Origin of the sequence: Streptomyces sp. NPDC015125, from assembly GCF_043080045.1 — a bacterium.
GTDB lineage: Bacteria > Actinomycetota > Actinomycetes > Streptomycetales > Streptomycetaceae > Streptomyces.
Genome location: NZ_JBIBVF010000018.1, coordinates 118,494 through 130,730 on the forward strand (window position 1 = coordinate 118,494; position 12,237 = coordinate 130,730).

A 12,237-nucleotide genomic window follows, 5' to 3' on the forward strand; every position below is an offset into this window, starting at 1 on the left:
CCGGTCGCTCTCCCCGTGGATCACCCGAAAGGCCACCCCAGGATTGACATAACCGCTCCAGGTTACCGTCCCGGCACGCACGCCTTCGTTGACATATACGCATCAGCGGAGCGGGGCGTCCCCACTGGGACGATGGTCACGTCCGGATCGCTGGTCCGGCCCCGCTAAACACACATAAAGTGAGGCAATGCGCACCGAGGATCTCCTGGCCGCCATCGCGACCGGCCTGTGGCGCTGGGACAACGCAGCGGGACGGGTGACCCTCGACTCCGAAGCGGCCCGGCTGCTCGGGCTGCCCGCCGCCCCGGTGGAGCTGACCGAAGCCGCGGTGCGCTCCCGTTTTCATCCCGTCGACTTCGCCGAGATCAACGGGATCGTGCAGCTCGCGCTCGCCGAGAAGACGCTCGCCGAGGCCCGGCTGCGCATCGTGGACGAGCGGGGGCGGGTGCAGCGCATCGTCCGCTCCCGCTCCCGCCCCCGTGTCGTCGACGGCGGCTTCGAGCTGGTCGGCACCCTTCAGGAGGTGCCCGAGCCACAGCCCGGGACGTCCGCCGCACACACCCCGATCACCGGCGACTGGCGCCGGTCGCGTGAGGCGTTCCTGCTGGACGCGGGCCGGGGGCTGGCCGAGGCGCGGTCCACCGCCGAGGTGCTGCGGGTCGCGGCCGGACTGTCGATGCCCGGGTTCATGCCGGACGGGCTGGCGGTCTTCGGCATCGAGGGCGACCGGCTGTCGGTCATCGGCCACCACGGCCACCACGGCGACGACGAGCGGCCGTTCGTCGCCATGACGCTGGAGACCGACTATCCGGCCGCCGAGGTCATCCGTACCGGCCGGGCCATCTATCTGCCCACGCCCCAGGACTACAGCCGCCGTTACCCCGGCACCTGGCCACTGGCCGCCCGCTTCCGCCGTACGTCCTGGGCGTTCCTGCCGCTGGTGAACGCGGGCCGGACGATCGGCGCCTGGATGGCGGCGTTCGCCCAGCCGGTGGCGTTCACACCCGACGAGCGCTCGGTGCTGACCACCGTCGCCCGGATGCTGGCACAGGCCCTGGCCAGGGCCGGTATGCAGGAGGAGCAGCAGGAACTGGCACTGGGGCTGCAGCGCAGCATGATGCCCACGGTGCAGCCGGACATCCCGGGGATGACGGTCGCGGCCCGCTATGTCCCGACCGGCGGCGGGCTGGCGGTCGGCGGCGACTGGTACGACATGATCCCGCTGCCGTCCGGCCGGATCGCGCTGGTCATCGGGGATGTCCAGGGGCACGACGTACGGGCGGCGGGCCTGATGGGGCAGCTGCGGATCGCGCTGCGGGCCTATGCCTCCGAGGGCCACCACCCCGATGCGGTGCTCTCCCGTGCCTCGCGGTTTCTGGCCGGGATCAACGAGACCGAACTCCGCGGCCACGGCGAGGACCAGCGCTTTGCGACCTGCCTCTACATCGAGGTGGATCCGGCGACGGGACTGCTGGACATCGCACGGGCCGGCCATCCCGACCCGGCGATCCGGATGAGCGACGGCACGGTGCTGGTCCGGCCCACCGCGGGCGGGCTGCCGCTGGGCATCGTCCCGGACACCGACTACCCGACCACCCGGCTCGTCCTGGAGCCCGGCGAGACCATGATGGTGTGCACCGACGGGCTGATCGAGACCGGCGGCCACGATCTGGAGACCGGCTGGGCGCGACTGCGCGACATCATCGAGACGCATGAGTCCGGCGGGGACGGCGAGAGCCTGGAGCGGCTCGCCGACGCCCTGGTCCAGGCCGTGCACGGACCGCCCTCGCACCACACCACCGGACCGCTGGTGGACCGCCGTGAGGACGACATCGCCGTGCTGCTGCTGTGCCGCGAGGCCGCCGGCTGCGGGGTCGGGACCGGCGGCCTGCTCCCGCCGCAGCCCATACGGCGCACCGTGCTCTCCGTCGCGCAGGCCGAGCCGGAGCGGATAGCCGAGGCACGCCGTCAGGTCCGCGACGTGCTCCACGACTGGGCCGACCCGGACCAGGTGGACTCGGCGGTGCTGATGGTCTCCGAGATGGTCACCAACGTCCTGCTGCACACCGACGGAGATGCGCTGCTGGTCGCCGAGATCACCGGTGAGCGGGGCACCCGGCGCATCCGCGTCGATGTCGCCGACAGCAGCGATGAGCTGCCGCACCGCCGCAGCCCCGGCGAACTGGCGTCGTCGGGGCGCGGTCTGATGCTGCTGGAACTGCTGGCCGGCTCCTGGGGTGTGGACCCGCGCGGGGACGGCAAGTCGACGTGGTTCGAGCTCTACGAGGACGCGGGGGACGCGGCGGGTCCGGTGTCACCGGAATCCGGGCCCGCGGCGTAGTACTCCCGCAGCTCGTGGAGTACGCCGGTGACGGCGGCGGTCAGCGGTACGGACAGCAGCATGCCGAGGATTCCGGCGACGCCGGCGCCCGCGGTGATCGCCAGCAGCACCGTCGCCGGATGCATCTTGACCGTCCGGCTCTGGATCATCGGCTGCAGCACATGCCCCTCCAGCACCTGCACGGCCAGGACGACGCCGAGCGCCCAGAGCGCGATCACGAAGCCCCGGTCGGCCAGCGCCACCAGGATCGCCACGGCGCCGGAGATGAAGGCGCCGAGGTAGGGGATATAGGCGCCGACGAAGACCAGCGCGCCCAGCCCGATGGCGCCCGGCACCCGAAGGATCAGCAGTCCGACGGTGATGCAGATGGCGTCGATCAGGGCGATGAAGGTGGTGCCCCGCATAAAGCCCTCGATGGCCTGGAAGCCGCGGCGGGCCATCCGCTCCAGCTGCGGTGCGGAGCTGCCGGGCGCCCAGTGGTGCAACGTGCGTACGGCCTTGTCGGAGTCGCGCAGGAAGAAGAAGGTCAGCAGCAGGGCCAGGACCGAAGCGGCGAGGAACTGGCCGACCGCGCTGACACCGGTCAGCAGCCCCGAGGCCGCGGTGCCGCCGAAATTGGTGACCAGTCCCTTGGATTTGGAGGCCAGATCGTCGAGCGACGTACCGGCCGCACCGAAGTGCTGGGAGAGGTCCTTGGCGGCTTGCCTGAGCGAGGAGATGATCTGGTCACCGGAGTTGACCAGCGCGTTGACGACGATGAACCCGGCGCCGCCGACCACCACCACGAGGACGGCACAGGTCAGTCCGGCCGCCAGCGAACGGTTGAGCTTCATCGCCACCAGCCGCCGGTAGAGCGGTCCGAGCAGCCCGCTGCCGAGCAGTGCCAGCAGTACAGGCGTGACCGCCGCGCTCAGTTCGACGCACAGCCACACCACGAGGGCCACCACGGCCGCGATCAGCAGCCCCACCAGACACCAGGCCGCGGTACGGCGGGCCTGGACCGGCAGCAACGGCGCTGAGGGCCGTGGCCGTTCAGGCCCGGCGCCGCGCCCGTTTTCCTCCGAGTCGTTTTGCACCCGGACAGTGCACCACGGCCGGAGGCCCGGACCCGGACCCCGAAACGGGTCAGGGGCGGCGTTTCACGTGAAACACCGCCCCTGCTGCCGACATGGCGTCAGTGCTCGTCGGCGGGGATCGTCCCGAGCCGGCCGGCCTGGAAGTCCTCGAAGGCCTGCGCCAGTTCGGCGTGGGTGTTCATCACGAACGGGCCGTAATGCATCATCGGCTCGCGGATCGGCAGCCCACCCAGCAGCACCACCTCGAAGTTCGGACTGCGCGACTCCTGGGATTCGTCCGCCCGGATCGTGATCGAGTCTCCGGTGCCGAACACGACCGCCTGCCCCATACGGAACGGGCGCCCCTCCGCACCGGCCGAGCCGCGTCCGGCCAGGGCGTAGGCGAGGGCGTTGAAGTCCTTGCGCCAGGGGAGGGTCAGCTCCGCGCCCGGGTTCACCGTCACATGCATCATCGTGATCGGCGTATGCGTGACGCCCGGACCGTTGTGGCCGTCGAGGTCACCGGCGATCAGCCGCAGCAGTGCTCCGCCGTCGCCCGAGGTCAGCAGCTTGACCTGGCCGCCGCCGATGTCCTGGTAGCGCGGGGCCATCATCTTGTCGCTCTTCGGCAGGTTCACCCACAGCTGGAGGCCGTGGAAGACACCGCCGGACACGACCAGCGACTCCGGCGGCGCCTCGATGTGCAGCAGACCCGAGCCGGCCGTCATCCACTGGGTGTCGCCGTCGTTGATGACGCCACCGCCACCGTGCGAATCACGGTGCACAAAGGTGCCGTCGAGCAGATACGTGACCGTCTCGAAGCCGCGGTGCGGGTGCCAGGGCGTGCCCTTGGCCTCTCCGGGCGCGTACTCCACCTCGCCCATCTGGTCCATCATGATGAACGGGTCGAGGTGCTTGTAGTCGATGCCGGCGAACGCCCGGCGCACCGGGAAGCCCTCGCCCTCGAAGCCGCTCGGAGCGGTGGCAACGGCCAGCACGGGACGGGTCTGTGCCGCGACGGGAGCCGCCACACGCGGCAGGGTCAGCGGGTTCTCTACGGTCACTGCGGGCATGACGGCCTCCTCGGTCGTTCGCTCAACTTAGTTGAATGGTGAACAACACGCAAGGCGTGCGGCATTCCCGCACGCATTTTCGCAGGTCAAAGGGGCCACCCTGGACGCGCTCACCCCCCGGACCGAGACACACATCGGGCCGGCCCCCGTCCCGGGACCGGCCCTCGATGCCGCCGCAGCGGCGCCCCTCAGCCCTCTGCACAGCAGGGGCGGTCAGCCGTACATACGCCGCATCGCGAAGTCGACCATCTGCTCCACGGCCTTCGCGTCGAAGACCATCCGGTGGTCACCCTCCATATCGAGGACGAACCCGTAGCCGGTCGGCAGCAGGTCCAGCACCTCGGCGCCGGTGATCACGAAGTACTTCGACTCCTTGCCCGCATACCGCCGCAGCTCCTTGAGGGAGGTGAACATCGGGATCACCGGCTGCTGGGTGTTGTGCAGCGCCAGGAACCCGGGGTTGTCACCGCGCGGGCAGTAGATCTTGGACGTGGAGAAGATGCCCTGGAAGTCCTCGGCCGACATCGAGCCGGTGGTGAAGGCGCGCACCGCATCGGCGAGGGAGGGCGGGGACGGCTCGGGATACAGCGGCGCTTCGCCGTAGCCCCCGGGGGGCGTTTGCTGCGGCGGGGGCGGCGGCGCTCCGTATTGCTGCTGCCCGGCACCCGCGTTCTGGTCGTAGCCGTACATGCGCCACAGCGTACTGAGTCGGCGATTCGCCGGGGGACGCTCGTCACAGATGGGCGGTAGGGGTTGATTCTTATTACCGGTGGGTAGCATCATCGTAGGCGCTTGCTACTTGCTGGTATTTGCGTTTGAGGTCCTCCCTCCCGAACCCTTACGGAGCCGTATCCATGGGGCACTACAAGTCGAATCTCCGCGACATCGAGTTCAACCTCTTCGAGGTGCTCGGCCGTGACAGCGTGTACGGCACCGGACCGTTCGCGGAGATGGATGTCGACACCGCCAAGAGCGTGCTGTCCGAGATCACCCGGCTTTCCGAGAACGAGCTGGCCGAGTCGTTCACCGACGCCGACCGCAACCCCCCGGTCTTCGACCCGGACACCAACACCGCGCCGGTTCCGGACACGTTCAAGAAGAGCTACCAGGCCTTCATGGACGCCGAGTGGTGGCGGCTGGGCATCCCGGAGGAGCTCGGCGGCACCACCGCGCCGCGCTCCCTCCTCTGGGGCTTCGCCGAGACGATCCTGGGCGCCAACCCGGCCGTGTGGATGTACGCGTCCGGCCCCGCCTTCGCCGGCGTCCTCCACGAGGAGGGCACCGAGGAGCAGCACCGCATAGCCCAGCTGATGGTGGACAAGCAGTGGGGCTCCACCATGGTGCTCACCGAGCCGGACGCCGGTTCGGACGTCGGCGCCGGCCGCACCAAGGCCGTGCAGCAGGCGGACGGCTCCTGGCACATCGAGGGCGTCAAGCGCTTCATCACCTCCGGTGAGCACGACATGTCCGAGAACATCGTGCACTTCGTCCTCGCCCGCCCCGAGGGTGCCGGTCCCGGCACCAAGGGCCTGTCGCTCTTCATCGTGCCGAAGTACGACTTCGACTGGGAGACCGGCGAGCTGGGCGAGCGCAACGGCGCCTACGCCACCAACGTCGAGCACAAGATGGGCCTGAAGGCCTCCAACACCTGCGAGATGACCTTCGGCGCCAACCACCCGGCCAAGGGCTGGCTGCTCGGCGAGAAGCACGACGGCATCCGCCAGATGTTCAAGATCATCGAGTTCGCGCGGATGATGGTCGGCACGAAGGCCATCGCCACCCTCTCCACGGGCTACCTCAATGCGCTGGAGTACGCCAAGGAGCGCGTGCAGGGCCCGGACCTCGCGGCCTTCACCGACAAGACCGCCCCGCGCGTCACCATCACCCACCACCCCGACGTGCGCCGCTCGCTGATGACGCAGAAGGCGTACGCCGAGGGCATGCGCGCCCTGGTGCTCTACACCGCCACGGTCCAGGACGAGATCATCGTCAAGGAGACCGCGGGCGAGGACGCGAGCGCCGCGATCCGCCTCAACGACCTGCTGCTGCCGATCGTGAAGGGCTACGGCTCGGAGAAGTCCTACGAGCAGCTGGCGCAGTCGCTGCAGACCTTCGGCGGCTCCGGGTACCTGCAGGAGTACCCGATCGAGCAGTACATCCGGGACGCCAAGATCGACACCCTCTACGAGGGCACCACCGCGATCCAGGGCCAGGACTTCTTCTTCCGGAAGATCGTCCGCGACCAGGGCCAGGCGCTCACCGCGCTCTCCGACGAGATCAAGAAGTTCCTCGCGGACAGCACCGGCGGCGAGGAGCTGGAGCAGGCCCGCGGCGAGCTGGCCAAGGCGGCCGCCGACCTGGAGGCGATCGTCGGCGCCATGCTGACCGACCTCGCCGCGACCGAGAAGGACGTCAAGTCCATCTACAAGGTCGGCCTGAACACCACCCGGGTGCTGATGGCCTCCGGTGATGTCGTCATCGGCTACCTCCTGCTCAAGGGTGCGGCCGTGGCGGCCGAGAAGCTGGCCGGCGCCTCGGCGAAGGACAAGCCCTTCTACACCGGCAAGATTGCCGCGGCGAAGTTCTTCGCGCACAACGTCCTGCCGGGCGTCGGCGTCCAGCGCGGTCTGGCCGAGTCCGTCGACCAGTCGCTGATGGAGCTCGACGAGGCCGCGTTCTAGGAGCGCCTTTCCGCGGCCCCGCTGCGGCGGGTCTCTTAGGAAACTCTCAGACGGGCCCTCCAGACTGATGGTGCCCGCCTCTCTTCCCCCGGAGAGGCGGGCTTCGTCATGCCCGGCAGGCGGCAGGGCCGGACGCGAGGCGGCTGTGGACGCGCGAGCGGTGCGCCGGGCGGACGCGCGGACGGCGCCGGACGGCGCCGGACGGCACGCGATGTGTACGCGCGGACAGTGCGCGGTGTACGTGCGGACGGTGCGCGACGTACGCCGGGCCGTCGGCCCGGAACCCGGAATCTCCCGCTCCAGAGGCTTCCCGGTCCCGAATACCGAAAATCCTGGCCGGAAGGGACCGGAGTCACCCTGCATGCGCACGAGGAATGCGGGGTCCGGCTCCTTATGCTGAATCCATGACCAACTCCGCCCGCTTCGATCGCGGCCACACCGACGACCTGATGTCCTTCCTCGCCGCCAGTCCGTCGCCCTACCACGCAGTGGCGAATGCGGCGGAGCGGCTGGAGAAGGCCGGGTTCCGGCAGGTCGCCGAGGTCGATGAGTGGGACGGCGGAACCGGCGGGAAGTATGTGCTGCGCGGCGGCGCGATCATCGCCTGGTACGTGCCCGAGGGCGCCGACGCCTCGACTTCGTACCGAATTGTCGGTGCTCACACAGACTCTCCCAATTTGCGCGTCAAACCGATTCCGGACACCGGCTCCCGCGGCTGGCGGCAGATCGCCGTCGAGATCTACGGCGGCACACTGCTCAACACCTGGCTCGACCGCGACCTGGGGCTGAGCGGCCGGGTGACGCTCGGGGACGGCGGCCACCGGCTCGTCCATGTCGACCGGGCGTTGCTGAGAGTGCCCCAGTTGGCCGTGCACCTCGACCGCTCGGTGAACGCCGACGGCCTCAAGCTCGACAAGCAACGCCATATGACGCCGATCTGGGGCCTGGGCGAGGTCGCCGAGGGCGATCTGATCACCTTTGTCGCCGAGGAGACCGGCATACCGGCCGACGACATCAAGGGCTGGGACCTGATGACGCACAGCATCGAGGCGCCCGCCTACCTGGGCCGCGACCGCGAGCTGGTGGCCGGGCCACGAATGGACAACCTGCTGTCGGTACACGCCGGTACGGCCGCCCTGACCGCGGCGGCGGCCGCCGGCAGCGAGCTGACCAGCATTCCGGTACTGGCCGCCTTCGACCACGAGGAGAACGGCAGCCAGTCCGACACCGGGGCGGACGGGCCGCTGCTCGGCACGGTGCTGGAGCGCTCGGTGTTCGCCCGCGGCGGCTCGTACGAGGACCGGGCGCGGGCCTTCGCCGGCACCGTCTGCCTGTCGTCCGACACCGGCCACGCCGTCCACCCCAACTACGGCGAACGGCATGAGCCGGGGCACCACCCGATGCCCAACGGCGGGCCGATCCTCAAGGTCAACGTCAACCAGCGCTATGCGACGGACGGCAGCGGACGGGCCCTCTTCGCGGCGGCCTGCGAGCGGGCCGGTGTGCCGTGGCAGAGCTTTGTGTCCAACAACTCGATGCCGTGCGGCACCACCATCGGGCCGATCACCGCGGCCCGGCACGGCATCGCCACGGTCGACATCGGCGTGGCGATCCTGTCCATGCACTCGGCGCGCGAACTGTGCGGTTCCGAGGACCCGTATCTGCTGGCGAACGCCCTGACGGCCTTCCTGGAGGGCTGAGTTGGAATTCTCACTGCTCGGTCCGATCGCCGTCACGACCGGCCCCGCGGAGCTGTCGCTCGGGCCCGCCAAACGGCGCAGTGTGCTGGCGCTGCTGTTGTTGCAGCCCAACACCACCGTCCCACTGGAGCAGTTGATCGACTCCCTGTGGGAGGACGAGCCCCCCGAACACTCCCGCACGGTCGTCCAGGGGCATGTCTCGCGGCTGCGCGCCACGCTCGCCGAGGGCGGTGCGGAGGCGTACGGCATCGAGCTGACGACCCATGGCTCGGCCTATCTCCTGCGGCTGCCGGAGGAGTTGATCGACGCCCACCGCTTCGGTGAGCTGGTGGCTCTGGCGCGCCCCGAGGCGGCGCCGGGCGATGCCGTACCGCTGCTGCAGGAGGCGCTGGGGCTGTGGCGCGGGCCCGCGCTGACCGGCACGGTCACCAGCCCGCCGTTCGCGGCCGCCGCACATGCCCTGGAGGAACGCCGGCTCACGGCCGTGGAGGCGCTGGGGCGGGCGCACGGCGCCCTCGGCGAGCATGAGCAGGCCGCCGCCATCCTCTACTCCGCCGCCGTCAACCACCCCTTGCGGGAGGGCCTGATCGCCGGGCTGATGCGGGCGCTGTTCCATACGGGGCGGCAGTCCGATGCGCTGGAGTGGTTCCACCGCACCCGACGGCTGCTCAACGAGGAGCTGGGTGTCGATCCCGGCGAGCGGCTGCGCCACGCGTACGAGGAGATCCTGCGCGCGGAGGCGGCCGGCGGGAACCGGCCGGGCGCGGCGAAGCCCGGGGCATCCGGCGCGGGCTCCGCATCGGGTGGGACACCGTCCGGAGCAGCTCGTTCCGGGGAGGCTTCCGGCGGCCGCCCCGGTGTTCCGGGAGTGGACCGCTCCGCCACGGGCGCCGGGGCGCGGCCCGTTGGCAGTGAGGGGCAGACGCACGCCCAGGGGACCGCCGACCGGAATGAGGCGCACGGTGGTCCTGATGCGCCAGGTGCCGGCGGGACGCAGCCCGGCACTACGGCCGGCGTGCGTGACGGGTCCGGTTCCGGTCGGGGCGGTGCGGCACCGCGGCTGCTGCCCCGTCCGCCCGCCCGGTTCCTGGGCCGGGAGGACCAGCTCTCCGCACTCACCGCGGTGCTGACGGACCGTACGACAGGCGAGAGCCCGCTCGCTGTGGTGGCGGGACCGGCCGGCGTCGGCAAGACCGCCTGCGCCGTGCAGTGGGCGCATCTGCACGCCGGGGCCTTCCCCGACGGGCAGCTCTTCGCCGATCTGCGCGGTTTCGGCGAGGGCGACGAGGCGCCCCCGGCCGAGATTCTGCGCGACTTCCTGCTGGCGCTCGGCACTCCGCCGGAGCGGGTGCCCGGCTCGGCGCAAGCCGCATCGGCGCTGTTCAGGTCGCTGGTCGCGGACCGCCGGCTGCTGGTCGTCCTCGACAACGCCAGCAGCTCGGCGCAGGTACGGCCGCTGCTGCCCGGTGGCCCGCACTGCGCCACGGTCGTCACGAGCCGCAGCCGTCTCGACGGTCTGGTCGCCACCGACTGGGCCCGCCCGGTCGGTCTCCAGACGCTCGGCCACGAGGAGGGCGCGGCGCTGCTCGGCGCCATGCTCGGCCCGGAGCGGGTCGCCGAGGACCCGGCCGCCGCGCGGGAGCTGGTCGATCTGTGCGACGGTCTGCCGCTGGCCCTGCGGGCCGCGGCCGCCCAGCTGACCGCCCGGCCGCGCTGGCGGCTGGCCCGGCTGGCGGCGGCGCTGCGCGACGAACGGCGGCGGCTGGCGCTGCTGTCGGCGGAGGACACCGGCATCGCGGCGGCGCTGCGGATGTCCGTCGCCCGGCTGTCGGCCGACGATGCACGGCTGCTCAGCGCACTGGCGACCAGCGCGGACGGCCACCTCAACGCCTCGTTGGCGGCGGCGCTCGCCGGGTACGACCCGGAGCGCACCCAGGACGGCCTGGACCGGCTCACGGAGATGCATCTGGTGGACGAAGAGGCCACCGACGTCTACACGATCAGCACGCTGACGCAGCTGTTCGCGCGCGATGAGCGCGGTGAGAGCGGTGAGAGCGGTGAGCGGGGCACGAGCGGAACCGGTGACGGGAGCAAGGGGAGCGACGGCCGGGGCTGAACCGTGGCCGAGCGGCCCGCCCCGGCTCGGCTCGGCCCGGCCCGCCCCGGCTCGGCCCGGCCCGGCTCGGCCCGGACGCGGGAACGTTAGGCGCACGTTAGTGGCACGGCAGCGGTGGGCGGCAACCTGGTGTGCAGGCCGCAGGACAGAGTCGGCCGGACCGCAGGACGTACCGCCGGGGCGGTACGGACCACCGACCGGGGGAGACCCGAAATGCCGCGCAGCCACGCCCGATCCGAAGCCGTTGTCGAGACCGGCGCCCGGGCCGTGACCGTCGCCCCTGGTGGGTCCCGTGCCGTCCGCCGCCGTACGCTGCGGATCGCCGCGGCCGGGCTGACCGCCGTCGCCGCGCTCACGCTCACCGCCTGCGGCGGCCAGGACAACCCGCTCAAGACGAGCGCGGCCAAGCCGTTCAACCCGTCGCCGCAGGCCGCCGAGGCCGCCGAGGCCCCGGCGGCGCAGGGCGAGGAGGCCGGGCAGGGAGGCACCCGGACCGACGGCGGCCGGACGGAGCAGGCCTCCGCGGGGCGGGGCGGCAACGGCATCGGAACGGATGCGAGGACGAAGGCCACCGGAGCGGGCCCGCACCGCGCGGACGTGTCCGGCAAGGCCTCCGGCAACACCTCCGGCATCCGGCACACCGCGTGCGACGCCGCGGAGATCCGTATCGTGGCCAAGCAGCTGACCCGGCCGGTCAACCACCTTCTGCTGGAGGCCACCAACACCTCCGGTGCCACCTGCGACCTCTACTACGCCCCCTACCTGCGGTTCGACCAGGCGCAGTCCCCGCTCGCCGAACTGCCGGCCAGCAGGCCGCAGTCCGTGGTCACGCTCGCCCCCGGCGAGTCCGGCTACGCCGGTGTGCTGACCTCGTCCGCCGACGGCTCCGGGCGCCACGGCCGCACCGTGACCTCGCTGTCGGTCAGCCTCCCCGGGCGCGACGGCAAGGGCAGCATCGGCGGCTCGGCGGCGGTGGCGCTCCCCGGAGGCTCGGTACACCTCGACGACAGCGCGTGGGTGACGTACTGGCAGTCGGACGCGAGCGAGGCAGCCGCCTGGTGAACCGGGTCCGCTGACCTGGGTCGCGCGACGCGACCATCCGCGACGCGACCATCCGCGACGCGACTAACCGCGACGCGACCAACGAAGATCCCCCTGAACCAGGGCGCCCGCATCCCCCAGCGGGCGCCCTTTGACTTGCCCGGACGGATCTCCGGCGCCTGCCCCGGAGCGGTCCCGGCCCCGCCCACAAGCCGGTCTTCGCCCCGTGC

8 protein-coding genes are annotated in these 12,237 nt (G+C 71.3%); 5 read left to right on the forward strand and 3 right to left on the reverse strand.

The features are described 5' to 3' along the window. Nucleotides 1-187: 187 nt before the first annotated feature. Nucleotides 188-2,341 carry a SpoIIE family protein phosphatase gene (locus ACF088_RS29605; RefSeq protein WP_392378926.1) on the forward strand — a complete coding sequence of 718 codons (2,154 nt, stop codon included), beginning with the start codon at nt 188-190 and terminating at the stop codon, nt 2,339-2,341. On the opposite strand, the gene ACF088_RS29610 is transcribed toward ACF088_RS29605, so the two are convergent. The 3 genes from ACF088_RS29610 to ACF088_RS29620 form a co-directional block, all read right to left on the reverse strand. Further along, complete coding sequence (locus ACF088_RS29610; protein WP_392378927.1) at nt 2,281-3,417, reverse strand: AI-2E family transporter; 1,137 nt, start codon at nt 3,415-3,417, stop codon at nt 2,281-2,283. The two genes, ACF088_RS29605 and ACF088_RS29610, sit on opposite strands and share 61 nt — an antisense overlap. A gap of 98 nt (nt 3,418-3,515) precedes the next feature. After that, the gene (locus tag ACF088_RS29615; RefSeq protein WP_392378928.1) at nt 3,516-4,469 is read right to left on the reverse strand and encodes a pirin family protein; all 954 of its coding nucleotides are present in this window, start codon (nt 4,467-4,469) and stop codon (nt 3,516-3,518) included. A gap of 213 nt (nt 4,470-4,682) precedes the next feature. Further along, nucleotides 4,683-5,159, reverse strand: coding sequence for an SseB family protein (locus ACF088_RS29620; protein WP_392378929.1), 477 nt, complete (start codon nt 5,157-5,159; stop codon nt 4,683-4,685). A gap of 164 nt (nt 5,160-5,323) precedes the next feature. On the opposite strand from ACF088_RS29620, the gene ACF088_RS29625 reads away from it, so the two are divergent. From ACF088_RS29625 to ACF088_RS29640, 4 genes are all read left to right on the forward strand, one after another. Next, complete coding sequence (locus ACF088_RS29625) at nt 5,324-7,150, forward strand: acyl-CoA dehydrogenase (protein WP_392378930.1); 1,827 nt, start codon at nt 5,324-5,326, stop codon at nt 7,148-7,150. Nucleotides 7,151-7,554: 404 nt separating this feature from the next. Then, complete coding sequence (locus ACF088_RS29630) at nt 7,555-8,850, forward strand: M18 family aminopeptidase (protein WP_392378931.1); 1,296 nt, start codon at nt 7,555-7,557, stop codon at nt 8,848-8,850. Between the two features lies 1 nt (nt 8,851). Further along, nucleotides 8,852-10,966 (forward strand): BTAD domain-containing putative transcriptional regulator, encoded by a 2,115-nt coding sequence (locus tag ACF088_RS29635; RefSeq protein ID WP_392378932.1) that lies wholly within the window; start codon nt 8,852-8,854, stop codon nt 10,964-10,966. A 213-nt stretch (nt 10,967-11,179) separates the two neighbouring features. Continuing rightward, on the forward strand, nt 11,180-12,028 hold the full coding sequence (locus ACF088_RS29640; protein ID WP_392378933.1) for a DUF4232 domain-containing protein: 849 nt from the start codon (nt 11,180-11,182) through the stop codon (nt 12,026-12,028). The last annotated feature ends 209 nt before the right edge of the window (nt 12,029-12,237 follow it).

What these genes read in the sequence shown, in the direction of transcription:
- ACF088_RS29615 (WP_392378928.1), bottom strand. Translation starts at nt 4,469, where the DNA reads ATGCCCGCAGTGACCGTAGAGAACCCGCTGACCCTGCCGCGTGTGGCG.
- ACF088_RS29630 (WP_392378931.1), top strand. Translation starts at nt 7,555, where the DNA reads ATGACCAACTCCGCCCGCTTCGATCGCGGCCACACCGACGACCTGATG.
- ACF088_RS29605 (WP_392378926.1), top strand. Translation starts at nt 188, where the DNA reads ATGCGCACCGAGGATCTCCTGGCCGCCATCGCGACCGGCCTGTGGCGC.
- ACF088_RS29620 (WP_392378929.1), bottom strand. Translation starts at nt 5,159, where the DNA reads ATGTACGGCTACGACCAGAACGCGGGTGCCGGGCAGCAGCAATACGGA.
- ACF088_RS29625 (WP_392378930.1), top strand. Translation starts at nt 5,324, where the DNA reads ATGGGGCACTACAAGTCGAATCTCCGCGACATCGAGTTCAACCTCTTC.
- ACF088_RS29640 (WP_392378933.1), top strand. Translation starts at nt 11,180, where the DNA reads ATGCCGCGCAGCCACGCCCGATCCGAAGCCGTTGTCGAGACCGGCGCC.